Raw genomic sequence first — 25055 nt, 5'->3', positions numbered from 1 at the left:
GCCGCCGTACCCGGATGGGGGGAGGAGACGAGTGGCCTATGCGGGGCGGGTATGCTCGCAACCGTTGTCCGGAGACAACAGTAGGGTGTCAAAAGGGCCGGTGAGGAGGGCGGGAGCATGGTGATGCCACAGACGCGACCCGACGGCCTGCCCAGGACCGACGACGGGATGGGTCAGCCGTCGTGGGTGTCCGGCGAACCGGCACTCCTGCTGGTCGAGGACGACGCCGGGGACGCGTTACTGGTCGAGGAACTGGTCGCCGACAGCGCGCTCAAGGTGCGCCTGACGTGGGTCCGCTCGATGGCCGAGGCCGTCGAGGCGCTGGCCACCGAGGTGCCCGACTGCATCCTGCTCGACCTGCACCTGCCCGACGCCCAGGGCCTCGAGGCGGTCTCCCGGGTCCGTGCGAGCGCCGACCAGGCGGCCGTCGTCGTCCTGACCGGCCTCGCCGAGGAGGAGACCGGACTGGCGGCCGTGGCCGCCGGGGCCCAGGACTACCTGGTCAAGGGACGCGTCGAGCCCGAGCTGTTCGTGCGGGCGGTGCGCTACGCGATCCAGCGCAAGCAGTCCGAGCGGGCTGCCGTCGCCCTCCAGGCCAGCCGGCTCCAGGCCCAGGAGAACGCCCGCCTGGAGCGGGGCCTGCTGCCCCGCCCGCTGCTGCGCGGCGAGGGCGTCGAAGTGGTCACCCGGTACCGCCCGGGCCGGGCGCACGCCCTGCTCGGCGGTGACTTCTACGACATCGTGCAGGAAGCCGACGGCACGGTGCACGCGCTGATCGGCGACGTCTCCGGGCACGGTCCCGACGAGGCCGCCCTCGGCGTGGCCCTGCGCATCGCCTGGCGCACCCTGGTCCTCACCGGCGTCACGGGTCCCGACCAGGTGGCGCGCCTGGAGGAGATCCTGGTGGCCGAGCGCACCCGCAGCGAGGTCTTCGCCACGCTCGTCACGCTCAGCGCCGTGCCCGGGCAGCGCACGGTGCGCCTGGTGCGGGCCGGCCACCACGGGCTGCTGCGGCGGACCGGCGGGGGCGTGGAGTGGCTCGAACCCCCGGGCGGACCCGCGCTGGGCGTGGTCCCGGGCGTCGCGCGCTGGCCGGTGGCCGAGATGACCGTGGAGGAGGGTGCCGCGGTCGTGCTGTTCACCGACGGCCTGTTCGAAGGGCACGTCGGGCGCGGACAGGAACGGCTGGGCGAGGACGGCCTGCTGGCCCTCGCCCGCGAGTGCACGGCCCTGCCGGCGGAGGAGTTCGTCGACGCGCTGATCGTGCGCGCCGAGGGCCTCGCCGAACAGCAGGGCGGTCTGGCGGACGACGTGGCCGTGATGCATCTGAGTTGGGACTGACGGAAGTTGACCAGGAAGTGGCGGGGCGAACGGTGAGCGACGTGACGGGCGGAGCGGGCGGCTGGCGACGGCTGACGGTGCAGGGCTGGTTCTTCCTGGCGCTGTCGCTGATGGTGCTGCTCGTGGTCGTCGGCTCGGTCGTCGGGGGGACCCTGCTCGCGCAGACCGCGCGGGTGACCGACGAACTGACCCTGGACATCCAGCCGGCCCGCACCGAGGCGTACCGGCTCCAGGCCGCGCAGGTCAACCAGGAGACCGGCATCCGCGGCTATGCCATCGCCGCCGACCAGCAGTTCCTCACCCCCTACACCCAGGGCAAGCAGGACGAGGCCCGCTCCGTGCGGCGGCTGCGCGAGCTGCTCGACGGCCGGCCCGAGCTGCTCGCGGACCTCGACGCGGTCGAGCGCGAGGCGCAGCAGTGGCGCGAGCAGTTCGCCGAGCCCCTGGCGGCCGCCATCACACCGGGACGGCCGCGCCCCCTCGACCGGCAGTCCGCCGAGCGCGGCAAGGCCGAATTCGACCAGGTCCGCGCCCTGTGGACGAAGCAGAACGACGACCTGACCCGCGCCGTCCAGGACGGACGCGAGCGCATCAGCCACGAGCGCCTGGTGCGCAACACCGTCCTGGCCGCCATGGTGGCCGTCTTCCTGCTGACCGGCATCGCCCTGTCGGTCCTCGTGCGCATGCTGGTCGCCCGCCCCCTGGAATCCCTGCGCACGGCGTCGCGACGCGTCGCGGGCGGTGACTTCTCGTACGTGATCCCCGGGGACGGTCCCGCCGACCTGACCGCGGTGGCCGGCGACGTCGAGGACATGCGCAAGCGGATCGTCGCCGAACTCGAGGCCTCCCGCGAGGTCCAGGACGCGCTGACCCGGCAGGCCGCCGAGCTGGACGCGCAGACGGTGGAACTGCGCCGCTCCAACACCGAGCTGGAGCAGTTCGCCTACGTCGCCTCGCACGACCTCCAGGAGCCGCTGCGCAAGGTCGCCTCGTTCTGCCAGCTGCTGGAGAAGCGCTACGGCGACCAGCTCGACGAGCGCGGCCGGCAGTACATCGACTTCGCCGTGGACGGCGCCAAGCGCATGCAGGTCCTCATCAACGATCTGCTGACCTTCTCCCGGGTGGGCCGCCTCAACGACGCCCGCGAACCCGTCGACCTCGACCAGGCGCTCGACAAGGCACTGCGCAACCTCACCGCGGCCGTCGAGGAGTCCGGGGCGGCCGTCGACCGGCCGGAGGACCTGCCCGAGATCATCGGCGACCCGACCCTGCTGACCATGCTGTGGCAGAACCTCGTGGGCAACGCGCTGAAGTTCCGCCACCCCGACCGCACCCCGCACGTGACCGTCACCTGCGGTGCCGACCCGGAGGACCCCGCGATGTGGCGCCTGAGCGTCACGGACAACGGCATCGGCATCCCCGAGCAGTTCGCGGAGAAGGTGTTCGTGATCTTCCAGCGGTTGCACGGCCGCGACGCCTACGGGGGCACCGGCATCGGTCTGGCCCTGTGCAAGAAGATCGTGGAGCACCACGGCGGCCGGATCTGGATCGACACCGACCACACGGACGGCACCCGCTTCTGCTTCACTCTTCCCACGACCGCTGCTGAAGCCACCGACGCCGTCGACGCCGCCGGCCCCTCGACCGACGCCACCGAAGAGAAGGCCCTGACATGACCACCCCTGACGCCACCCCCGTCGACGTGCTCCTCGTCGAGGACGACCCGGGCGACGAACTGATGACGCGCGAGGCGTTCGAGGACAACAAGATCGGCAACACGCTGCACGTCGTCCGGGACGGCGAGGAGGCCCTGGACTTCCTCTACCGGCGCGGCGAGCACACCGGCGCCCCGCGCCCCGACCTGATCCTGCTGGACCTGAACCTGCCGAAGTACGACGGGCGCCAGGTCCTGGAGAAGATCAAGTCCGACCCGGACCTGTCGCACATCCCGGTCGTCGTGCTGACCACGTCGGCGGCCGAGGAGGACATCCTGCGCAGCTACAAGCTGCACGCCAACGCCTACGTCACCAAGCCGGTCGACCTGGACCAGTTCATCGCCGCGGTGCGCCAGATCGACGACTTCTTCGTCCAGGTGGTCCGCCTCCCCAAGACCCGCTGAACCCCTCTGCGGGCCCGTCGCACGGCCGCTCCACGGGGCCCGCGGAGGGGCCACCGGGGCGAATGACCGGGGGCCGCGGGGGTAGACGCCTGCTTGGCCTTCGCATTCGCGGGTACAGCGACCACATGACCGGAGGATCACCACACTGCCGGCTCCCCTGAGAGCCTCGGCCCATGGCGGAATACGGGGACGCTGATCGAGAGCCGGCGCGGGCCGACGGGCCGGACGCCGTCGCCGGCCGGATCGCCGACGCGGCGGACAGCCTGACCGGGCTGTGGACCGCGGCGGCGAGCCGCGCCTCGGTGCGCCTGTCGCCGCACCAGCTGCGGGCCATGCGGGTTTTGGAGGACCTGCCGGGCACCAATCTGACGGCCCTGGCGGAGCGCCTCGACGCCGGCCTGCCGTCGGTCAGCAGACTCTGCGACCGTCTGGAGGCGGCCGGGCTGGTCGTCCGGGACGCGGCCCCGCACAACCGCCGCGAGGTGGAGCTGCGCCTGACGGCCCACGGGCGGCACGTCCTGGCCGAGGTGGCACGGCTGAGGAACCGTGCCCTGGCCGAGGTCCTGCGGGCCATGGACCCGGACACTTTGGACGCTTTGGACCGGAGCCTGCGGGCGTTCGCCGAGGCGCAGAGGAACCTTCCGCCGCCGAAGTGATCCCGCCGGCACGGCCGCGGCGGCTCGTGTTCCCAGGTCGTGGGCCCGGTCACGAACCCCGTGGCCCTCGCCGTACGGCTCAGTCCTGGGCCGGGGGTCGGCCGTGCCAGTCCAGGCAGATCACGGCGGCGTCCGCGGTGAGGTCGGAGCTGCCGAAGTGCTCGACCAGCCCCGCCACGACCGCCCGTGCCGCCTCGTTCGGGTCCTGCGACCGTGCCGTCCCGAGGGTCTGGCGCAGGGCCTGCTCCCCGAACACGCCGCCCTCCGGGGAGCGCGCCTCGTGCACGCCCGTGCTCACCACGACCAGCCGGTCCCCGGGCCGCACGGTGAAGATCTGCTCCTCGTAGGCGGTCTCCTCGAACATGCCGAGGGGCAGCTGGGCGTCCAGCGCGACGCGCTCGACGGTCTCGCCGCGCAGGCGGTACAGGTGCGGCGAGCCGGCGTCCACGGCCTGCACGGTGCCGGTCGCCAGGTCGAAGCGGAGCAGCAGGGTCGAGGCGTACACCTTGCCGCCGTACTGGGCGTACACCGCCTGGTCGGCCAGGCGGGCCTGGTCGGCGAGCCCGAGGCCGGCCCGGCGGGCGTTGCGCAGGGCGCTCACCGTCAGGTTGGTCAGCAGGGAGGCGTCGATGCCCCGGCCCATGCCGTCGGTGACGGTCAGGGTCAGGTGGTCGCCGTCGGTGGACCAGTCGAAGTTGTCGCCGCCGACGGCGTACGCGGGCTCCAGATGGGCGCCGATGACGAACTCCTGGCGGGCGCAGCCGCGTCCCGGCAGCAGCTGCCACTGCATCTCGGCGGCCAGGGTCAGACGGCGGCTGCGGCGGGCCAGCAGGTACAGGTCGGTGTCGCGTTCCGCGGTGACGACCTCGTGCCCGAGGGCGGTCGCGAAGTCGGCGAGCCGCAGCACCCCGGCCGGGACGGTCTCGTCGGCCGACACGCGCACCGAGAGCACCCCGAGCCGGTCGCCGCGCACGGTGACGGGCAGGTGCACGGTGGCCGTGCCGTCCTCGCCGGGCTGCACCACCGGCGTCTGGCCGGAGAAGGCCTGCCCGGCGGGCCCGTCGTGCGCCGACAGGGGCTCCCCGGTGTACGGCAGCCGGGTGACCGGTTGCAGCACGCGCAGCGCGTAGTCGGCGAGCCACAGGGTGACGTCACGGGCCCCGGCGCGCTCGGCGAGCAGGTTCCGGGCCGTGTCCACCACGGCGTGCGGCGGGGCCGCGCGCAGCGCGCTCTCCGCGCTCCGGACCGGTTCAGACGCGCTCACGGCATTCACCCTTTCGGCATATGACCTTCACACTAGCGTGCCGCGCCCGTGCCCCCGACCCGGCCTGGTGCGGGCGGGACCGGGTGCCGACGGGCCGCGGACCTCACCGGCCCCGCCAGTCCAGGCACACCACCAGCGCGTCGTCCTCCGCGGTGTGATGGCCCCGGTGTCCGGTCAGCTCCCGCAGCACCGCGGCGGGGACCTCCGCCGCGGGCAGCAGCCGCGTGGCCTGGATCGCCCGGGCCAGCGCGGTGTCACCGTACGCCTCGCCCCGGGGCGAGGCCACGGCGTACACCCCGTCGCTGACGAACACCAGCCGGTCGCCGGGCTCGACGTGGAACTCCTGCACGACGTAGTCGGTCTCCTCGAACATGCCGAGCGGCAGCTGCGGTTCGAAGGCGACCCGCTCGACCGCGCCCTGGCGCAGCCGCATCATCCGGGGGGAGCCGGCGTCCACCACCCGGGCCCGCCCCGTGCCGAGCTCGAAGTCGAACATCAGCACCGACAGGTAGCGGTCACCGCCGTAGTGGCCGAAGACCGCCTGGTCGGCGAGGGCGGCCTGGTCGGCCAGGGGGAGCCCGGCCCGGCGGGCGTTGCGCAGGGCGCTGACGGCGAGGCTCGTCAGCAGGGCCGCCTCGGTGCCCTCGCCCATGCCGTTGGCGACGTACAGGACGAGGCCGTCGGCGGTGGCGGACCAGTCGTAGGTGTCGCCGTGGATCGCGTAGGCCGGCTCCAGCTGGGCGCCCAGGTCGAACTCGGGGCGGGAGCAGGAGGTCCCCGGCAGCAGCTGCCACTGCATCTCCGCGGCCAGGGTGAGGCGGTCCTGCCGCCGGGCCCGCAGGAACAGGTCGGTGTCGCGCTCGGCGATCAGCACCTCGTGGCCCAGCACCTCGGCCAGCTCCGCGAGCTCGGCCAGACAGGCGCGGCCCTCCTCCGCGTCGGCGAAGGTCACCGTGAGGACGCCCAGCCGGTCGCCGCGCACGCTCACCGGCAGGTGCGCCCGCACCCGGCCGTCCCCGAGCGTCTCCACGAACGGTTCCTGGGAGGCGAACGCGCGTCCGGCCGGGCTGTTGTGGACGGACACCGGGGGCCGGGTGTGCGGCGGGTCGGTCACGGGCTGCAGCACGGTGAGGCCGTAGTCGACGATGAGCAGGTCCACGGAGGACGCACCGTACTGCCGGCCCAGTTCCCCGCACACGGCGCGGGCCAGGTCCTGGGGGGCCGCCGTGCGCAGCGCCCGCTCGACAGCCATGAATCTGTTCACGATCGTAGATATGCCAATCTCTCACCCGAAGTGACGTGTCGTCCGGTCCTGCGGCGGGCCGTCCGGGGCGCAGACGGCCGCGGACACCCGTCCGTCGATCCCGTCCGGCCCTGTGCGGCGCCCCCGCCTAGTACGCTGAGGGGCGTCCCCGTGCCTGCGAGAGTGTGACCGTGACGTCCATCCACCCCCGCCCCGAACCCGACGAGGTCGCGCGCGTCACTTCCACGGCCGCGGAGCTGCTGGAGGTGCTGTGGGGGCGCGCCTCCACGGCGCCCGCCTCCGCCTCCCAGCTGCGCGTGCTGCTCATCCTCGAACACCACGAGGGCATCAACCTGCGCACGCTGGCCGACCTCCTCGCCTCCACGCCGCCGTCCACCAGCCGGCTCTGCGACCGGCTCCAGGCGGCCGGCTTCGTCGAGCGGGTGGTGAGCCGGGAGGACCGGCGCGAGGTGCGGCTGTACCTCAGCTCCCGGGGCCGGGCGTTCCTCGCCGACCTGCGCGACCGGCGCGAGGACACCTTGCGCGGTGTGCTGGAGAAGATGCCGGCCGGTGCGCGCAACGCGCTGCTCACCGGCCTGGAGGCGTTCTGCGCCGTGGCCGCGGAACAGCTCAACGGGCACGAGGACGAGCCCGGCAGCCGGACGGCCTGACCGGGCGGCCCGGGGGCCGCCGAGGCGGCCGTCGGCCGCGGCTCGCGGCCGACGAGCGGCATGACCTCCGCCGACCGGAACATTCTGATCCTCTCCCTGGCGCGACGACACCGCTACTTTCTTGTCTCGCGGCTATAGTTGTCAAACGGCAAGTGTTGGTCCGAGGGTGCGGAGCACTCGCTCGACATTCACTCGACAGGGGGGACGCCGCACGGATCGCCGTCGGAACGGCTTCTCTTTTGCCATACTTTGCGGCTCTTTTGGCAAAGGCGTGGGACTTGGACGCCGGTGCGCGGCAATGCGGCTGGGGTGAAACGTACGGGAAGCGTCGTCCTGATCCTGGTCGCCGGGCTGGCGGCGGCCGCCGCCGCGGCGATCGTGTCGCCCTGGTGGTGCCTGGCCGCCGTGCCGCTCTGCCTGCTGGGCCTGCTGGGGGTGGCCGACCTCGTCCAGCCCCGGCACTCCGTGCTGCGCAACTACCCCGTCCTGGGGCACGCCCGCTTCCTGCTGGAGCGGATCCGCCCGGAGCTCCAGCAGTACTTCATCGAGCGGAACTTCGACGGCCGCCCCTTCGACCGGGACGTGCGCAACATCGTCTACGAGCGGGCCAAGGGCACGGACGCCGAGCAGCCGTACGGCACCGAACAGGACGTCTACCAGCCCGGTTACGAGTACCTGGTGCCGTCGATGGCCCCCCGCCCGGTGCCCGACACCCCGCCGCGGGTCAGGATCGGCGGCCCCGACTGCCGTCGTCCGTACGACATGGCCCTGCTGAACGTGTCCGCGATGAGCTTCGGCTCCCTGTCGGCCAACGCGATCCTCGCCCTCAACGGCGGTGCGGCGGCCGGGGGCTTCGCCCACGACACCGGCGAGGGCGGGCTGTCCGAGTACCACCTGCGGCCCGGCGGCGACCTTGTCTGGGAGATCGGCACCGGGTACTTCGGCTGCCGCACCCGCGACGGCGACTTCGACCCCGGCGAGTTCGCCGAGAAGGCGGCGCACGAGCACGTCAAGTGCGTGTCCCTGAAGCTCTCCCAGGGCGCCAAGCCGGGCATCGGCGGGGTGCTGCCGGGCGCCAAGGTCAACGCCGAGATCGCGAAGGTGCGGGACGTGCCCGAGGGGCAGACGGTGATCTCGCCGCCGTACCACCGCGTGTTCTCCACGCCCCGCGAACTCGTCCGGTTCATCGCGCACATGCGTGAGCTGGCCGACGGCAAGCCGACCGGGTTCAAGCTGTGCGTGGGCTCGCGCCGGCAGTTCCTCGCCGTGTGCAAGGCAATGGTGGAGGAGGGCACGACGCCGGACTTCATCATCGTCGACGGCGGGGAGGGCGGCACGGGGGCGGCGCCGCTGGAGTTCGCCGACCACGTCGGCGCCCCGCTGACCGAGGGTCTGCACGCCGTGCACAACGCCCTCGTCGGCACGGGGTTGCGCGACCGGATCAGGATCGGCGCGAGCGGCAAGATCGCCACCGGCACCGACCTGGTCAAGCGCCTGGTGCAGGGCGCCGACTACGGCAACGCGGCCCGCGCCATGATGTTCGCGGTCGGCTGCATCCAGGCCCAGCGCTGCCACACCAACACCTGCCCCACCGGTGTCACGACCCAGGACCCTCGGCGCGCCCGGGCCCTCGACGTGCGGGACAAGACGCCCCGGGTGCGGCGCTTCCAGGAGTCGACCGTGGCCAGCGCCCTGCAGATCATGGCCGCCATGGGCGTGTCCGACCCCGCCGAGCTGCGCCCGCACATGCTGCGCCGGCGCATCGACCCGTACACCGAGCGCTCCTACGCCGAGCTGTACGACTGGCTGGAGCCCGGCCAACTGCTGGCCGAGCCGCCCGCCGCGTGGGAGGCCGACTGGAAGGCCGCCGATCCGGACACGTTCACCGTGTGACGCCTGCGTTTCCGCAAGGCCTGTGTGCGGGCCTACTGGGCTGGCCCGGCCTACTGGGCCTGCCCCGCCTGCCGGGACGGGGCGAAGGGGCCGTGCAGCGCGGCCCACTGCAGGAGCATGATCGTCTTGCCGTCGCGGATGCGGCCGTCGCCGGTCATGGCGAGGGCCTCCGCGAAGGGCAGTTCGAGCACCTCGATGTCCTCGCCGTCCTCCTCGAGCCCGCCGCCCCGCGCCGTGCGGTCGGCGGGCGTGTAGGGGCCGGCGTAGAAGTGCAGGCGCTCGGTGACCGAGCCGGGGCTCATGTAGGCGTCCCAGAGGTGGGTGAGCGGGCCGAGGGTGACGCCGAGCTCCTCGGCGGCCTCGCGCCGGATCGCGGCGGGCGGGTCGTCGCCGTCGAGCAGTCCGGCGGCGGCCTCGACGAGCATGCCGTCCGGGTGGTCGTTGACGTAGGCGGGGTAGCGGAACTGCCGGGTGAGCAGGACGCGTCCGCGCGCGGTGTCGTACGGCAGGACGACGGCGCCGTTGCCGCGGTCGTAGGTCTCGCGCTGCTGGGTGACCCAGCGCCCGTCGCGGCGCCGGAAGTCGAAGGTGGTGCGGCGCAGGACGTGCCACCCCTGGGAGGTCAGCTCCACGTCGCGGACCACGACGTCGGGGTTGCGGTCGAGGCCGCGCCCGGCGCGGTCCAGGCCGGTGCGGCCGCGGTGGTCGGGGGTGTCGACGCCGGGACGGGGGGTCATGCGGTCTCCTCGGGGACGCGGCGCGGCAGTTCGTCGACGTGGTGGTACACGGGAAGGCCGCGACGGCGGGCGGTGGCGACGTCCTGGTCGGCCCCGGCGGACTCGCCGGGCAGGCGGAGCACGGCGTCGCAGTGGGCGAGCAGGCGGTCGGCGGTCGGGTACAGCACCTCGTCGGCGAGCGGGTCGGTGGGGCCCGCGCCGGCCGAGCGCAGGACGGGCAGGGCGAGCCACTCGCCGATCACGGGCAGGTGTCCGGCGGCGAAGACGGGCCAGGCGGCCGCCTCCAGGCGGGCCAGGTTCGCGGCCATGGCGTCGGGGTCGCCGCCGGTGCCGGAACGGTAGGGCCCGGCGATCAGGACGAGCATCGGTTTGTCGGTCATGGTGGGCTACGATACATGCAAGAACGTGCAGTAACAGGAAGGAACATGAATGCTGGCCGCTCAACGCCGTGCCCACCTGCTGGATCTGCTCGCCCGGCAGGGCAAGATCGTCGCCAAGGACGTCGCCGCGGAGCTCGGCATCTCCGAGGACAGCGTGCGCCGCGACCTGCGCGACCTCGCCGCCGAAGGGCTGTGCCAGCGGGTGTACGGCGGCGCGCTGCCGGTCTCCCCGGCCGTCGCCGACTACACCGCCCGGCAGGGTGTGACCCCGGAGGGCAAACAGAAGGTCGCCGCCGCGGCGGTGGGACTCGTGCGGCCGGGCAGCGCGCTGATCCTGGACGGCGGCACCACCGCCCTCGCCGTGGCCCACGCCCTGCCCCCGGACCTGGACTGCACGGTCATCACCCACAGCCCGACCATCGCCGCCGCGCTGATCAGCCACCCGCTCGCCGAGGTCTTCCTGCTCGGCGGGCGCCTCTTCAAGCACTCGGCGGTCGCCTGCGGCGCGGCCACCGTCGAGGCCGCGCAGGGCGTCTCCGCGGACCTGTGCCTGCTCGGCGTGACCGGCGTCCACCCGGACGCGGGCCTGACCACCGGCGACGCCGAGGAGGCCGCGATGAAGCGCGCCCTGGCGGCGCGCTCGGCGGAGACGTACGTCCTCGCCTCGTCGGAGAAGATCGGCACGGCCTCGCGCTTCCGGGTGCTGCCCTGGGACGAGGTCACCGGTCTGATCACCGACGCCGACGCCGGACACCCGGTGCTGGAGCGCCTGGCGGGACGGGGCGTGGAGGTGCTGACCGCGGGCTGAGGCGCGGAGCCCCGCGGGAGCGGCGTGCGTGGTGCGGGGGCGGGGCGCGGTGCCCGCGGGCCTCCGTGACGGCCGACGTGGGCGACGACTTCGACAACGTCACGTCCTCCCTGACCGCCTCCAGCCCGGACAGGGAGACGATCGTCAAAGACGGCGACGGTCACAAGGACGGCAAGGGCAACCCATCACCATCGAGCAGGGTGACGTGGACATCCGCGCCAAGCCCCTCCTCGGGCAGACCGATAGGTTTCCCCCGAAGTACGAGCAGATCATGGTCCTGGACTTCACCATGACGATCGACCAGTCCGAGTAGGCGTCCCCTCCGCTTCCCGCCGCCTCGGTGGCCTGGGCGCCGACGGTGTGGCGCCGACTGTCAGGTCCCGACGGCATGGCTCCGCCCGCCGGGCCGCTGTCCTGTCGGGACGCCGGCCTCGGGGCCTGCTCGTCGGGCACCTGCCGGCTGAGGTCCCGCGGTCGGCCGCCTGATGGCCGGCCGCCGAAGCGGCGCGCCGCGCCGGCGCCCGACGGCCGTGACCGTGCCTGCGGCACGCCTTGACCTGCTCCGGATGCCGAACCGCCCGTGAAGGGGGCACTGGAAGCGCGCCGCCGTCGGCCTGAGCTCCCGGGGTGCCTCGGCTCTCCTCGGGCTCGAGTGCCCCCGTCCGCACGCCGCCACCTCGCATGCGCCCTCCGCGACCGGCCTCACCAGCCCGGCGGGCCCCGAGGCTCCGGTTGAGCGGTGTCGGGAGTCGTGCGCACCGTCAGGGTTGGCCGGCATCCGCCAGGGGGAGCCTGTGTCCTGCGGACCGCTGACTGACGCGGAACCCCATGGTGTAGCGGCCGTTGTCCGGGAGCCGGGAAGACATCCGGGATGGAGTTGGTGCACGGTGGAACGACGCGTGCCGGTGGCAACGCACTGGGGCAGTTTCGTAGCCGTGGTCGATTCGGGTCAGCTGGTGCGCATCGAGCCCCCGGGGGATGACCCCGCGCCGTCGCCGATCGGCCCGGGCATGGTGACGGCTGCTGAGGACAGTGCGCGTGTGCTGCGACCCGCGGTACGCAAAGGGTGGCTCGATGGTTTGCCGCGCGCCGGTGAAACGGCCAGAGGTGCGGACGCCTTCGTAGAGGTCAGCTGGGACGACGCGCTCACGCTGGTGAGCGAGGAACTGCGCCGAGTGCGCGCACAGCACGGGGACAGCGCGGTGTTCGGCGGCTCGTACGGCTGGGCCAGTGCGGGCGGCTTCCACAATGCGCAGGGTCAGCTCCAGCGGTTCCTGGCGTTGGACGGGGGCTACACCGACTCCCGCAACACGTACAGCACCGCCGCTCTCGAGGTCATCCTTCCGCATGTGATCGGCGGGGCTCCGTGGAGCTACCAGTCCCGGATGCCGATGTGGGACGAGATCGCCGAGAGCTGTGAGCTCGTGGTGGCGTTCGGGGGGCTGGCCCTGAAGAACAGCCAGGTCAACCCTGGCGGGCTGGCCCGGCACCGGACGCGGGACCTGCAGCGCAAGTGCCGTGAGGCCGGGGTGCGGTTCGTGAACGTCAGCCCGATCCGCAGTGACACCGCCGACTTCCTCGACGCCGAGTGGCTGCCTGTCCTCCCCAACACCGACACCGCCTTGATGCTCGGCATCGCGCACACGATGCTGGTGAACGACTGGCACGACGAGGACTTCCTCACCCGCTGCTGCGAGGGGTTCGACCGCTTCGCCTCCTACCTGACCGGCGACGTGGACGGCGTCGTCAAGGACGCCGACTGGGCCGCGAGGATCACGGGCATCAGCCGCGACAGCGTCCTCGATCTCGCCCGGCGCCTGTCCGCACAGCGTTCGCTCATCATGGTCAACTACGCCATACAGCGGGCGGATCACGGCGAACAGCCGATCTGGATGTCGGTCGTGCTGGCGGCCATGGCGGGTTCGCTGGGCCGCCCCGGCTGCGGCTGGGGTGCGGGCTACGCGACGATGGACGCGACCGGTGTTGCCCCGGGCCGACCGTCGGTGGCGTCGATGCCGCGGGTGGCCAACCCTGTTGCGGACTTCATCCCGGTCGCCCGGATCGCCGACACCCTGCTGGAACCGGGCGCGACCATCGACTACGACGGTCAGCGCCTGACCCTGCCGGACCTGCGCCTGATCTACTGGTGCGGAGGAAACCCCTTCCACCACCACCAGGACCTCCACCGCCTCACCCGAGCCTGGCAGCGTCCGGACACGGTGGTGGTCCATGAAGCCTGGTGGAACACCACGGCGAAGTTCGCCGACATCGTGCTGCCCGTCGCCACCAGCCTGGAGCGCGACGACTTCGCCGCGGGGTTCTCCGACCCTCACCTGATCGCGATGCCGAAGGTCCGCGAGCCGGCCGGCGAGGCCCGCACCGACCACCGGATCTTCGCCGCACTGGCCGCCCGGCTCGGCTATGAGCGCGAGTTCACCCAGTCGCGTTCCGAGATCGACTGGGTCCGGCACCTCTACGACCGGACGCGGGCCAACCTCGGCGACGACGCGGCCCTGCCGGACTTCGACGACTTCTGGCAACGCGCCCGCGGTGTGGAGCTGCCGGCACTCAGCGGTCCGTTCCCGGGCAGCTTCGAAGCGCTGCGCTCCGATCCGCAGCGCTTCCCCCTCGCGACGCCGTCGGGCCGGATCGAGATCTTCTCCGAGACCATCGACTCGTTCGGCTACGACGACTGCACCGGACATCCGGCGTGGTTCGAACCCGTGGAATGGCTTCGCGCCGACCTGGCGGACCGCTTCCCGCTGCACCTGATCTCGAATCAGCCCGCCTCACGCCTGCACAGCCAGTACGACAACGGTGGCCACAGCCTCGCGTCCAAGATTCATGGCCGCGAGCCCGTAACGGTCAACCCGCAGGACGCGGCATCACGCGGTATCGAGAACGGCATGATCGTGCGTGTCTTCAACGACCGTGGCAGCTGCCTCGCGGGCGCGATCCTCTCGGACGCCGTCATGCCCGGCGTGATCCAACTGTCCACCGGAGCGTGGTGGGACCCGGCCCGGCCGGGCCACAGCGGAACCCTGGACCGCCACGGCAACCCCAACACCCTCACCAGGGACCGTGGGTGCTCGCGTCTGTCCCAGGGACCCAGCGCGCACAGTGCTCTCGTCGATGTCGAGGTCTACGACGGGCCGGTCGACGAGGTGCTCGCCTTCACACCACCACACCTCGAACACTGAAACGAAGCCAACTCGACGCATGCCGTGTTCACCCTCGTCGGACGCCAGGTCGGCAGGTCCGACCGGTGCCCAGCCTCCACTCGGGCCTTTGCGACACCGTAACTGCGTGAATACGGTACGCAGTCATGACTGCACTTCAAGACCTCAAGTACCGCCAGTGGTTCAGGGGCGCCGATGACGATGGCGACGGGTTCATCACCCAGCACGACGTCCGCAGGATGAGCGAGCGCTACATCAGCGCCCGCAAGACCGCGCCTGACGGCGAGACCGTCCGCCGGCTCATCGAGGGGATGGACCAGTTCTGGTCGAACGTCATCGCCCCGATGGATCAGGACGGTGACGGGAAGGTCGACGTGCGGGAGATGACCGAAGGCTTCAAGGGCGTCCTGACCGACCGCGCGTTCTACCCGCACCAGATCGCGCCGGTCACCAACTGCTTCTTCGACCTCGTCGACCTCAACGGGGACGGCAGGATCGACCAGGCCGAATTCCAGCAGATGTTCAGCTCGGTCGCCGCCGTCCCCGGCGAGGACTGCGCCGCCGTCTTCGCCGCTCTGGACCTCGATGGTTCCGGCGGACTGAGCCGTGACGAGTTCCACCAGGCACTCGAAGAGTTCTTCTACGGCAACGACCCCGACGCTCCCGCCAACCACATCTTCGGCAAGGTCACCGCCTGACGGTCCCCGGATGGGCCCGCGGCGCCACCCCGGGCACGGCCCCACCAGGCGCCAGCACGCCGAGGTTGTTGTACGGGGACGCCGTGGGCCGTCGCCCGCCTGGGGCGGCGGCCCGTCCGTGCCAGCCGGCGAGGGCCAGGGCGTGTGCCTCGTCGAGCAGTTCCCGCACTGCCGAGGTGGTCGGCGCGACGGCGGTGGCGAGCAGTGCCGGGCCGCCTGCCAGCGGTGCGAGGACGGCACACCCGTCCGTGGCACCGTTGCCGAGCAGTACGGGCTCCCGCAGGGCGTCGAGGCGGGGGTCGACCACCAGGAGTTGGCCGGTGGCGCGGTGCCCGTCCAGGACGGCCGGGCCGTCCCAGCCGGGTTCCGGGGCTCCGTAAGCCGTCTGCTGGTCGAGCAGGGGGCGCCCGGCGAAGCGGACCACGATGCGGGTGACGAGGTGGCCCGGTTCCTCGTCGGCCCGGCCCAGGAGTTGCTCATCTCGCAGGACCAGCCGTGAGGTGGCGGCGAGTTCGACGGTGTACGTCTGGTGCAGGTTGCTGCCGGCGGCGCTGATCAAGGGCTGCGGCCGCCAGCGCAGAGATGCGTGTTCTCCGGCGGTGAGTCGCACGTCGTAGGTGGCCGCTTCGGTGGTGGGGCCGCGCAGGGCGAGCGTGGCAGCGGCGGTGGTGACCTCCAGTTCGGCGCGGTCCTCGGCGGTGATGTCGAGGGTGAGCCGGTCGCCGCCGAGAGGGGCGCTCATCGCGCCGATGATCCCCACCGTGGCGGAGGGGCCGTCGGTGCGCATGCGCCGCAGATGGAAGGGGCCGTCACTGCGCAGTTGCGGGAGGGTGGTGACGCGTCCGTTGTACGCGGCGCGGATCAGAGCCGTGGCACGCACACCGTGCGGATGTCCGGCGGGCTCCCGACCGCCCGCAGGGCGGGCCGGGGCGGCCAGTTGCGGGGAGGGGCTCACGCGGTTGCCTCGGCGCGCCACAGGGCGAGGTGGCCGGTGACCCAGGCCGCGACGTTACGGATGCCGTCGTCGCGGGTCAGGTCGGTGAAGATGACGGGCAGGTCGCCGCGCTGTCGTTTCGCGTCGGTGGCCATGGTGTCCAGGTCGGCGCCGACATACGGGGCGAGGTCGGTCTTGTTGATGACGAGGAGGTCGGCGGTGGTGATGCCGGGGCCGCCCTTGCGCGGAATGTCGTCGCCGCTGGCTACGTCGATGACGAAGATCTGTACGTCGACGAGGCCCTTGGAGAAGGTGGCGGTGAGATTGTCGCCACCGGATTCGACGAGCACGAGGTCGAGGGGGTGAAGGGTCTCCTCCAGGTGCTCGACGGCTTCCAGGTTGGCGGAGATGTCGTCGCGGATCGCGGTGTGCGGGCAGGCGCCGGTCTCCACGGCGGTGATGCGCTCGGGCGGCAGGACGGCTTCGCGCAGCAGGTACTCGGCGTCCTCGCGGGTGTAGATGTCGTTGGTGACGGCGGCGATGCTCCAGCGGTCGCGCAGGGTGCGGCACAGCGCGGCGACGGTCGCGGTCTTGCCGGAGCCGACGGGTCCGCCGAGGCCGACGCGCAGGGCGCGGCGGTTGCCGTCAGGCCTGGTCGCCGAGGCGCTGGGCGCGTGCTGGTGCGGCAGGGACTGGTCGAGGTGCAATGGCGACTCCGTAGGGCGTTGCGGGTGTCCGGGTGGTGGTCAGGAGGCGAAGAGACGGACGCTCCAGGCGGCGTGCTGTTGCCCGGTGATGTCCAGCAGGGGTGCGGAGGCCGACGGCAGGGCGTCGATGCCGTCGGTCATGGCGCGGTCGGCGGCGTCGGCTGCGGCTGTGGCGACGTGGTCGGTTTCGGGGCCGAGGCGCGCCAGCAGTCCGGAGGCGTCGAGCGGGTCGAGGCTCAGCAGGCGCACCGCTGCGCCGGCCGGGCCGCTGAGGTTCTCGTACGCGGCGGCGTAGGCGGCGTCCACCGGGGCGAGTCCGGCGGCGCGGGCGGCGAGGCCCACGACGACGGGCTGGTGCGCACCCTGCGGGCGGGCGGCGGCCAGGTGTTCGAGGTCGGCCGAGGGGAAGGTGGCTCGGGCCGCGCGCATGATCTGCCGGCCGAGCCTGCGGGCGACGGCACGCAGGGCGGGTACGGGGGTGCGCGCGTCGGCGGCGTAATCCAGCAGCAGCGGGTCAAGCCCGGCGGCGGCTGCGGCGGCCAGCCCGGCCGCGACCAGGCCGGTGGTGTGCAGACGGCCGCGGCAGAACGCCTCCAGGCTGTCGGTGTCGTGTACGGCTTTGCGGGCGATGGCGGCCTCGACGCCGCCCGAGTGGGCGTGCCCACCGGCGGGGAAGCGGCCGTCGGCCAGCAGGAGCAGGGCTGCGCGGCTCATGGGTGAGCGGCTGCCTTTCACAGGGTTACAGGGCGGGCGGCCCGGGGGACAGACATCCGGTGCCTGCCCCCGGCCTTCGGTCGGATCTGAGGCGTCAGAAGAGGAAGTACCGCTGGGCCATGGGAACTTCGCTGACGAAGGCGCGCGGAATGGTCACGCCGTCGATCTCGGTGCGGGCGTCGAGCGTCGTCGCGCCGCCGATGGTGACCTCGAAACTGTTGTGGTCGACTTCGAGGCCGGCGGGCAACGCGTCGTTGAGCTTCATGTCGCTCTTGACGATGCTCCGGATCGACTGGCTGATCTCGACGAACCGCTTCTTGAGACCCACCGTCTCCTTCAGCGGGTCCGTCCTGTCCCTGTTGCCGGAGATGTCGAATCGTTCGTTCAGCTGAGCGGCCTGGTCCGGTGCGGCGAAGTTCACCGAGTTGCCGGCCGGGGCGTGGCCGGTGAAGCCCCAGACCGGCCGCGGCAGGTAGGGCTGGGGCGTGGTGATCGAGGCATTGGCATCGCCGCACTGCGCGTAGGCGATCTGGCCACCCTTGATGACCCTGTGCGGCTTGACCCCGAAGAACTTCGGCTCCCACAGCACCAGGTCGGCCATCCTGCCCGGCTCCACGGAACCGACATGCCCGTCGATGCCGTGCGTGATCGCCGGGTTGACCGTGTACTTGGCGACGTACCGGCGCGCCCGGTAGTTGTCGTTCGGGTTCAGCGCGTCCCCGTTGAACGAGTGATCATTGTCTGCCCGGACCGTACGGACCTTCGCGTAGGCCAGGTCTTCGGGCAGCGCGCCGTAGCGCCCCTTCATGACGTGCGCGGTCTGCCAGGTACGCATGACCATCTCGCCGATGCGGCCCATCGCCTGGGCGTCCGAGGACATCATCGAAATGGCCCCCATGTCGTGGAGCAGGTCCTCCGCCGCCATGGTGGACGGCCGGATGCGGGAATCCGCGTAGGCCATGTCCGCCGGAATGTCCGGGTTGAGGTGGTGGCAGACGACCATCATGTCCACGTGCTCCTTGACGGTGTTCACCGTCAAGGGCCGGGTCGGGTTGGTCGAGGCGGGCAGGATGTTGGGCTCCTTGACCAGCTCGATCATATCCGGGGCGTGACCGCCGCCGGCGCCCTCGACATGGAAGATGTGGAGGGAACGCCCACCGATGGCCTCCTTGGTGCTCTCCAGGAAGCCGGACTCGTTGCACGAGTCGGCGTGCAGGGCGAGCTGGATCTTCTTGTCCTCGCAGACCTGCAGCGCGATGTCGATCACCGCGGGGGTGGCGCCCCAGTCCTCGTGCACCTTCAGGCCGATGACACCGGCCTCCACCTGCTCCTCCAGTGCCCGCTTGTTCATCGAGCTGCCCTTGCCGAGCAGGCCGATGTTGACCGGGAACTCGTCCAGGGCCTCGAAGACCCGGGTGATGTGCCACGCGCCGGGGGACACGGTGGTGGCCGTGCTGCCCTCGGCGGGACCGGTGCCGCCGCCGATGAGGGTGGTCACGCCCGAGGCCAGCGCCTCGTGGATCTCTCCGGGGCAGATGAGGTGCACGTGGGTGTCCACGCCGCCTGCGGTGAGGATCCGGCCGTTGCCGGAAATGACCTCGGTGCTCGGACCGACCACGAAGTTCTCCGGATCCCATCGCGGCTTGTCGTCACCCGGCACCACGCCGCGCTCAGGCATCACGAAGTCCGTGATCTCGTCCATCGTTTCGGGGTTGTACGCCTTGCCGATGGCGAGGACTCTGCCGTCCCTGATGCCGACGTCGGCCTTGACCACACCCCACCAGTCAAGGACCAGCGCCCCCGTGATGACCGTGTCCACCGGTTTGGCACCCGCGTCGGTGAGTCCGTCCCGGGGGATGTGGGACATGCCCATCGACTCCCGGATCACCTTCCCGCCACCGAAGATCATCTCGTTGCCGCTGTGCTCCGGGCCGCCGGCCCAGTCGGCTTCGATCTCAAGGGTGAGATCGGTGTCGGCCAGCCGGACACGGTCGTTGGTGGTGGGCCCGTACAGAGTGGTGTACTCGGTCCGCTTCAGCTCGTTGCTGGCCTTCTGGTAACGGCTCATGCGACCGGCTCCTTGCGCAGCCCCCTGATCGCGCTGACAGTGCAGTTCTTGGCTTCGCCCTCGAACTCGACCAGTTCGACGCAGCATTCGTCTCCTGGCTCGAATCGCACGGACGTGGCCGCGGGGATGTTGAGCCGTCGTCCCTTGGCGTCGTCGCACGTCAGGAGGTCCTGGACGGTGGTATCGCCGGAGGAGTCCTGGACCACCTTCAGGCCGGGGTTGACCTCGGCGAAGTGGTAGTGGGAGCCGACCTGGATGGGGCGGTCGGACGTGTTCTTGACCTTGATCTTCTTCTTCTGTGGCTTCCGCGTGGTCTGCTGGTCGTCCTGCAGGTCCCTGTTGAAGAAGATCGACGCGTGCCAGTCCGCGGAGTCCTCGCCCTCGCAGCAGCTCGACGGGTCGTCGGTGCAGTTGACGGGGCAGCCCGGCTTGCGCGGCGGGCGGGGGTGCTCGACCTTGCCCGGGTGGAGCACGGGCTCCTCCGCCGCCTCTGGAATGGGGTTGTGGAGCGTGACCAGCTTGGTGCCGTCCGGGAAGGTCGCCTCCACCTGGACGCTGTCGATCATTTCCGGGACGCCGGCCATCACGTCGTCCCGGGTGAGCAACTGCCGGCCTGAGTCCATGACGTCGCTGACGGTCTTGCCGTCACGTGCCGCCTCGAAGACGTGAGCGGTCAACAAGGCGACGGCTTCCGGGTAGTTGAGGAGCAGTCCCCTGTCGCGGCGCTTCTGCGCCACGTCGGCCGCGACGTGGATCAGTAAGCGCTCCTGCTCATGCGGAGTCAAATGCACGATGGCTCGTCTCTTTCGGTCGGACGGTGCGTGCGGCCGGGCATGCCGAGGTCACGGACGCTGCTCCCCGGACGGCGTCGGGCGCTCTCCGATCATCAGCGAGGAAGGACGGCGAAACGCCTGGACGGGGGCTTACCCACACCATCCGGTGAATCCGTGGCGTAAGCGGTTTTTTCCCCCGCCCCGTCGGGCACGCGGAGCCCGTTCCCGAAGCCGCCGCGAGTCGGGTGTCCGCACGGCACTGAGCGGGATCAGCCCTCGTCCTCACCGGCTTCCGCACCGGCCGCCTGTCTCGGCGACGGTCGCACTCGGCCGTCGCCATCACCCTGTGCTCCCCGTGGGCAGAGGGCGCTGCACCTTGTCGGCGTGCATCCCGCGCACGTTCGGGTGAACGACCGGTGAGCGGTGTGCCCGCCAGCTGGCGGACGGGCAACCATCCGGAAGTGGTCCATCCCAGGGAAGGGGCTTTTCCATGCGTCGTGCACTGATCATCGTCGATGTGCAGAAGGACTTCTGCGAGGGCGGCAGCATTCCGGTGAAGGGCGGCGCGGGCCGGGCCGCAGCCATCGCCGACCTGGTCGAGCGCGCCGACGGGCAGTACGCCTTCGTCGTAGCCACCCGTGACCATCACATCGACCCGGGCGACCACTTCTCCGAGAACCCCGACTTCCAGAACTCGTTCCCCGTTCACTGCGTCGTCGGCAGCGGAGGGGGCGAGTTCCATCCGGCCTTCGCCCCCGCCGTGGACGCCGGGCTCGTCGACGAGGTCGTCTTCAAGGGCGCGCACTCCGCCTCAAAAAGCGGTTTCGAGGGCTTCACCAAAGACGGCACGACGCTCTCCGACTGGCTGAAGGCCCGCGATGTCACCGACCTCGACGTCGTCGGCATCGCGACCGATCACTGCGTGAAGGCCACCGCACTGGACGGAGTCCGCGCGGGCTTCACGGTGCGGGTCCTGCTCGACTACACGGCCGGCGTCGCCGCCGGCACCACGCGCACCGCACTCGACGAGCTGCGCCGGGCCGACGTCGCCCTGAGCGGCGAACCTGTCGTCGCCTGACGGCCAGTTCGGTATCCCGGCCCGTGCGTGCACAGGCGGAGGACCGGATCCGCTCGGCTGGGGTGGCACTCCTGCCGGGCGACAGTCCCCTGGGTGCCGGCGGCGCGCTCCGGGCTGCGGCAGCCGGCCCGCGTTCGACGGGCCGTCCAGGCGGCGTGACCGCGCCTCGGTCCACCAGGAGCACGGGGTTGCGCCGGCGGCCGGGGACCGGGGCGCGCTCAGCCGGTCGCGTGCCGCTGCGCCTCGCCGCCGTCAGCCCGGCGGCGGAGGCCGGGACGGGCATCGCCGACGCCGCGGTGCCGCTCGGCCCGTTCCGGCCCGATCCGAGTCGACGTCGTCCCGTGAGCCACGTGACGTCGGTGGTCCCCGGCACGCACACTGGAGCGCGCTCGGATCGGCGGTGCGGAAGGCGCTCGCCGGGCCGGCGGGCGCGGTGGCGGCCGGTGACGTGGCGCTGATCGTACGGAAGCGGCGGTGAGGCCGAGCTGCACGCTCGCCGCGACGACCCTCGATGCCCCGGACGCCCACGCATTGGCGCGCTTCTACCGGGACCTGCTGGGCCGGCCCGTGCGCAAGGAGGAGCCCGGGTGGCTGGGGCCCCCGTTCTGCCTCTTCACGCGGACGACGGCGGGCGCCTGAGGCGCTGCGGCACGTCGGCGGGCGGCGCAGCGCGGAGGCGTGGCTCAGGTGGCGAGGTGCTGCGGCGTGGCTCAGGTGGCGCGCGGCTCAGGTGGCGATGGTCGCGAGCCCGGCGATGCCGACGAGGTAGATCACGACGGCGGCGATGCTGTCGACGCCCATGCGGGCGTACTGGCGCTGCGGCCGGAAGACGAGGCCGGTCATGTAGACGACGGTGAGGATGATGCCCAGGGCCGTGAGGTAGATGTCCGTGTCGTGGGCCGCGGGGAGGACGGGCTTGCCGGAGATCAGCGCGGCCACGAGGAACAGCACGGGCAGGAAGGCGTTGCCGCCGAAGATGTCGCTGACGGCGAGCTGGTAGTCGCCGAGGCGGGTGGAGGTCAGACCGGTGCTGATCTCGGGCAGGGAGGTGGCCACGGCCAGCACGGTCGCGCCGAACAGCACCCCGCTGAGCCCCTGCCGGGCGAAGAACTCCTCGCCGCTGCGCTCGATGACGACACCGGCGACGAGGGTGGCCAGGGCGGCCCCGCCGAACACGAGCGCGGCGCGGCGGGTGCCGATCCCCTTGTCGGAGGCTGCCTTCTCCTTCTTCCCGCGGGAGTGCCCGCGCGGCTCCGGCTGACTGTCGGGCGCGTCACCGCCCTCGTGCCACGGCAGCCCGCGCCCGGCCCGGTCGAGCAAGATCAGCCCGACCACCCACAGCAGGGCGATGGCCACGGAGGCGGGCGCCAGCCGGGCGGCGTGCAGGTCGGGGGAGAGCTGGGTGCCCATGACGACCACGGCCAGCACGACCACGACCAGCGCGCCCTCCAGGACGAGCTGGAGACTGGCGGCCAGCCGCGTCAACGGCGCCCGCGGCCGCACCCCGGCGGCGTCCAGAACGGCCAGCACGACGGTCTGCACGGCGATCCCGCCGAGGATGTTGCCGACGGCCACGTCGAGCTGGTCGGCCAGCGCGGCACTGACGGTGATCGCGACCTCGGGCAGGTTGGTCGCGATGGCCAGCAGGATCAACCCGCCCAGCGCACTCCCGAGATGCAGCCGCTCGGCCAGCACGTCGGTCGTGTCGGACAACTTGATGCCCGCGTACCAGATGACGCCGGCACTCCCGACGAACAGCAACAACAGCACAGGTGAACTCAGGGATCCCATGGCCGGACGAATACCCGGGGGAGGGGTGGGTACGTCCGGCCCCCCGCCGTCGGACGGGCGTTTTACAGGGCTTTTGCGATCCGGCGGGGCTCGCGCCGCCGCGCGTCAGGGCGACGCCAGCACGCAGAACTCGTGGTCCTCCGGGTCCGTCAGGCACGTCCACGGGGTGGCTCCCTGGCCGACGTCGAGGTCGGTGGCGCCCAGGGCGCGCAGGCGGGCCGTCTCCGCCTCCTGGTCGTCGCCGGGGCGGGGCAGGAGGTCGAGGTGGACGCGGTCGGGGGCCGACTTGGGGTCCGGGGTGCGGACGAACCGCAGGTACGGGCCGGAATTCTCGGGCGAGCGCAACACCGCGTGGTTTTCGGTCACTTCGCGCAGGGGCCAGTCCAACGCCTCGGTCCAGAAGCGGGCCGTGGTCCGCGGGTCGGCGCAGTCGACGACGATCCGCGCGATCGGGCCGGTGTCCCGGTAGGTGTCCCGCGGGTCCAGGACGCAGAACTCGTTGCCCTCGACGTCCGCGAGGACCGTCCAGGGGACCGGGCCCTGGCCCACGTCGACGGGCGTCGCGCCGTGGTGCTCCAAGCGCTGGAGCAACTCCGCCCGGTGGGAGGGGGAGGTGGTGGCCAGGTCCAGGTGGACGCGGTTCTTCGCCGGGGTCTTGGCGTCCGGGACGGGGACCACGTCGATGCCGACGAAGAGGGGGTGCGGCCACACCAGGCCGCCCTCGGGACCGACGTACGTCGTCACGCCGGCGCTGTACGCCGTCCAGCCGAGCGCCTCCGCCCAGAAGCGGCCGACCGCTGCGGCGTCCAGGGCCTTGATGTTCACGTGGGCCGGTCGCAGTGCCATGCGCGTGATCCTAAGGAGTCGGGGGAGCGGGGACTTGCCGGATCGGCAACGTCGCTCGGTCTTCGGGGTGGCGGGTCAGCAGGATCGGTATCACGGCCCGGGGAAAGGCACACGTCGGCCCCCCGGGAGCACGGTTCGCCGACGGTCCTGGAGGAGACGCATGACGCAGCACGCAACGCAGATCACACACCGGTCGGTGACCTCGCCCGCGGGCCGGATCCACCTCGTCGAGCAGGGGAGCGGCCCGCTGGTCCTGCTCGTCCACGGCTTCCCCGAGTCCTGGTACTCCTGGCGCCACCAACTCCCCGCCCTGGCGGCGGCCGGGTACCGGGCGGTCGCCGTCGACGTGCGGGGCTACGGCCGTTCCTCCAGGCCGGCACCGGTCGACGCGTACCGGATGCTCGACCTGGTCGAGGACAACGTCCGCGTCGTGCGGGCCCTCGGCGAGGAGTCGGCCGTGGTCGTCGGCCACGACTGGGGCGCCACCATCGCCGCACACTCGGCCCTGCTCAGGCCCGAGGTCTTCCGGGCGGTGGGACTCCTCAGCGTGCCCTACACCCCGCCGGGCGGCCCCCGGCCCAGCGACGTCTTCACCCGACTCGGCGGAGGGGCCGAGGAGTTCTACGTCGCGTACTTCCAGGAGCCGGGCCGCGCCGAGGCCGAGGTCGAACCGGACGTCCGCGGCTGGCTCGCCGGCTTCTACGCGGCGCTGTCCGCCGACACCATGCCGGCACCCGGCGCCCCGGACCCGCACTTCGTCGCGCGGGGCGGCACGTTGCGGGACCGCTTCCCGCAGGGCCGGCTGCCCGGCTGGCTCAGCGAGGACGATCTGGACGTGTACGCCGGGGAGTTCGAGCGCACCGGCCTGACCGGCGCGCTCAACCGCTACCGCGCCATGGACCGCGACTGGGAGGACCTCGCCGCCCACGCCGGTGCGCCCCTCACCCAGCCGTCACTGTTCGTCGGCGGTAGCCAGGACGCCTCCACCACCTGGCTGGCCGACGCGATCGAGGCCTACCCGGTCACCCTCCCGGGCCTCGTCGCCTCCCACGTGCTGGACGGGTGCGGCCACTGGATCCAGCAGGAGCGGCCCGAGGACGTCAACCGCATCCTCGTCGACTGGCTGGCCGCGGTGACCGCCTGACGACGCGTCCG

Annotated in this window: 23 protein-coding genes and 1 pseudogene; 12 read left to right on the top strand and 12 right to left on the bottom strand. The window is 72.0% G+C overall.

Annotated elements, in window-relative coordinates; all coding sequences use genetic code 11:
- Positions 1-168: 168 nt before the first annotated feature.
- The 4 genes from E4U91_RS01870 to E4U91_RS01855 all read left to right on the top strand — a co-directional run bounded on the left by E4U91_RS01870 (position 169) and on the right by E4U91_RS01855 (position 4116).
- Entirely contained in the window at positions 169-1341 is a 1173-nt protein-coding gene (locus tag E4U91_RS01870) for a PP2C family protein-serine/threonine phosphatase (RefSeq protein WP_241678811.1), read from the top strand.
- 110 nt (positions 1342-1451) lie between these two features.
- On the top strand, positions 1452-3017 hold the full coding sequence (locus E4U91_RS01865) for a sensor histidine kinase (protein WP_137310612.1): 1566 nt from the start codon (positions 1452-1454) through the stop codon (positions 3015-3017).
- Positions 3014-3460 (top strand): response regulator, encoded by a 447-nt coding sequence (locus E4U91_RS01860; RefSeq protein WP_137304897.1) that lies wholly within the window; start codon positions 3014-3016, stop codon positions 3458-3460. The genes E4U91_RS01865 and E4U91_RS01860 overlap by 4 nt, the downstream gene beginning before the upstream one ends.
- Positions 3461-3633: 173 nt before the next feature.
- Complete coding sequence (locus tag E4U91_RS01855) at positions 3634-4116, top strand: MarR family winged helix-turn-helix transcriptional regulator (protein WP_137304896.1); 483 nt, start codon at positions 3634-3636, stop codon at positions 4114-4116.
- 79 nt (positions 4117-4195) lie between these two features.
- Here the strand turns inward: E4U91_RS01855 and E4U91_RS01850 are convergent, their stop codons facing one another.
- The gene (locus E4U91_RS01850; RefSeq protein ID WP_137304895.1) at positions 4196-5389 is read right to left on the bottom strand and encodes a PP2C family protein-serine/threonine phosphatase; all 1194 of its coding nucleotides are present in this window, start codon (positions 5387-5389) and stop codon (positions 4196-4198) included.
- Between the two features lie 94 nt (positions 5390-5483).
- Positions 5484-6632, bottom strand: coding sequence for a PP2C family protein-serine/threonine phosphatase (locus E4U91_RS01845; RefSeq protein ID WP_137304894.1), 1149 nt, complete (start codon positions 6630-6632; stop codon positions 5484-5486).
- Between the two features lie 176 nt (positions 6633-6808).
- Here E4U91_RS01845 and E4U91_RS01840 point away from each other — a divergent pair, with 176 nt between their 5' ends.
- Together E4U91_RS01840 and E4U91_RS01835 are read left to right on the top strand one after the other, a co-directional pair.
- Entirely contained in the window at positions 6809-7294 is a 486-nt protein-coding gene (locus E4U91_RS01840) for a MarR family transcriptional regulator (RefSeq protein WP_137304893.1), read from the top strand.
- A 309-nt stretch (positions 7295-7603) separates the two neighbouring features.
- The gene (locus E4U91_RS01835; RefSeq protein WP_137304892.1) at positions 7604-9187 is read left to right on the top strand and encodes an FMN-binding glutamate synthase family protein; all 1584 of its coding nucleotides are present in this window, start codon (positions 7604-7606) and stop codon (positions 9185-9187) included.
- 50 nt (positions 9188-9237) lie between these two features.
- Here the strand turns inward: E4U91_RS01835 and E4U91_RS01830 are convergent, their stop codons facing one another.
- Both E4U91_RS01830 and E4U91_RS01825 read right to left on the bottom strand, forming a co-directional pair.
- Positions 9238-9924, bottom strand: a complete 687-nt coding sequence (locus E4U91_RS01830; protein WP_137304891.1) for an NUDIX domain-containing protein — start codon at positions 9922-9924, stop codon at positions 9238-9240.
- Positions 9921-10304, bottom strand: a complete 384-nt coding sequence (locus E4U91_RS01825; RefSeq protein ID WP_168218053.1) for a DUF4406 domain-containing protein — start codon at positions 10302-10304, stop codon at positions 9921-9923. Before E4U91_RS01825 ends, E4U91_RS01830 begins: the two co-directional genes overlap by 4 nt.
- 49 nt (positions 10305-10353) lie before the next feature.
- On the opposite strand from E4U91_RS01825, the gene E4U91_RS01820 reads away from it, so the two are divergent.
- The 3 genes from E4U91_RS01820 to E4U91_RS01810 all read left to right on the top strand — a co-directional run bounded on the left by E4U91_RS01820 (position 10354) and on the right by E4U91_RS01810 (position 14989).
- On the top strand, positions 10354-11112 hold the full coding sequence (locus tag E4U91_RS01820) for a DeoR/GlpR family DNA-binding transcription regulator (protein WP_137304890.1): 759 nt from the start codon (positions 10354-10356) through the stop codon (positions 11110-11112).
- Positions 11113-11879: 767 nt separating this feature from the next.
- Positions 11880-14312, top strand: coding sequence for a molybdopterin-dependent oxidoreductase (locus E4U91_RS01815; protein WP_241678473.1), 2433 nt, complete (start codon positions 11880-11882; stop codon positions 14310-14312).
- A gap of 125 nt (positions 14313-14437) precedes the next feature.
- Positions 14438-14989 carry an EF-hand domain-containing protein gene (locus tag E4U91_RS01810; RefSeq protein WP_137304889.1) on the top strand — a complete coding sequence of 184 codons (552 nt, stop codon included), beginning with the start codon at positions 14438-14440 and terminating at the stop codon, positions 14987-14989.
- On the opposite strand, the gene E4U91_RS01805 is transcribed toward E4U91_RS01810, so the two are convergent.
- From E4U91_RS01805 to E4U91_RS38830, 6 genes and pseudogenes are all read right to left on the bottom strand, one after another.
- Entirely contained in the window at positions 14979-15869 is an 891-nt protein-coding gene (locus E4U91_RS01805) for an urease accessory protein UreD (protein WP_241678472.1), read from the bottom strand. The two genes, E4U91_RS01810 and E4U91_RS01805, sit on opposite strands and share 11 nt — an antisense overlap.
- 71 nt (positions 15870-15940) lie before the next feature.
- Positions 15941-16630, bottom strand: coding sequence for an urease accessory protein UreG (gene ureG, locus E4U91_RS01800; protein ID WP_137304887.1), 690 nt, complete (start codon positions 16628-16630; stop codon positions 15941-15943).
- A 39-nt stretch (positions 16631-16669) separates the two neighbouring features.
- The gene (locus tag E4U91_RS01795; RefSeq protein WP_137304886.1) at positions 16670-17344 is read right to left on the bottom strand and encodes an urease accessory protein UreF; all 675 of its coding nucleotides are present in this window, start codon (positions 17342-17344) and stop codon (positions 16670-16672) included.
- Positions 17345-17438: 94 nt separating this feature from the next.
- Positions 17439-19412: an urease subunit alpha gene (gene ureC, locus E4U91_RS01790; protein ID WP_137304885.1), complete on the bottom strand. Its 1974-nt coding sequence runs from the start codon at positions 19410-19412 to the stop codon at positions 17439-17441.
- Entirely contained in the window at positions 19409-19930 is a 522-nt protein-coding gene (locus E4U91_RS38835; RefSeq protein WP_404767432.1) for an urease subunit beta, read from the bottom strand. The genes ureC and E4U91_RS38835 overlap by 4 nt, the downstream gene beginning before the upstream one ends.
- Positions 19907-20203: pseudogene (locus tag E4U91_RS38830) on the bottom strand (urease subunit gamma); the annotation flags it as partial. The gene E4U91_RS38835 and the pseudogene E4U91_RS38830, both read right to left, overlap by 24 nt.
- Before the next feature lie 472 nt (positions 20204-20675).
- Here E4U91_RS38830 and E4U91_RS01780 point away from each other — a divergent pair.
- Positions 20676-21263, top strand: coding sequence for an isochorismatase family protein (locus E4U91_RS01780; protein WP_137304883.1), 588 nt, complete (start codon positions 20676-20678; stop codon positions 21261-21263).
- 474 nt (positions 21264-21737) lie between these two features.
- Complete coding sequence (locus tag E4U91_RS37980; RefSeq protein WP_168218052.1) at positions 21738-21902, top strand: VOC family protein; 165 nt, start codon at positions 21738-21740, stop codon at positions 21900-21902.
- A gap of 87 nt (positions 21903-21989) precedes the next feature.
- On the opposite strand, the gene E4U91_RS01775 is transcribed toward E4U91_RS37980, so the two are convergent.
- Positions 21990-23054, bottom strand: coding sequence for a sodium:calcium antiporter (locus E4U91_RS01775; protein WP_137304882.1), 1065 nt, complete (start codon positions 23052-23054; stop codon positions 21990-21992).
- 105 nt (positions 23055-23159) lie between these two features.
- Positions 23160-23900, bottom strand: coding sequence for a VOC family protein (locus E4U91_RS01770; protein WP_137304881.1), 741 nt, complete (start codon positions 23898-23900; stop codon positions 23160-23162).
- Positions 23901-24060: 160 nt separating this feature from the next.
- On the opposite strand from E4U91_RS01770, the gene E4U91_RS01765 reads away from it, so the two are divergent.
- Positions 24061-25044, top strand: a complete 984-nt coding sequence (locus tag E4U91_RS01765; RefSeq protein WP_137304880.1) for an alpha/beta hydrolase — start codon at positions 24061-24063, stop codon at positions 25042-25044.
- The last annotated feature ends 11 nt before the right edge of the window (positions 25045-25055 follow it).

Origin of the sequence: Streptomyces lasalocidi, assembly GCF_005280215.1 — a bacterium.
GTDB classification, from domain to species: domain Bacteria; phylum Actinomycetota; class Actinomycetes; order Streptomycetales; family Streptomycetaceae; genus Streptomyces; species Streptomyces longwoodensis.
The sequence above is the reverse complement of the archived record's forward strand: the minus strand, read 5'-3'. Positions and strand labels throughout refer to the sequence as shown.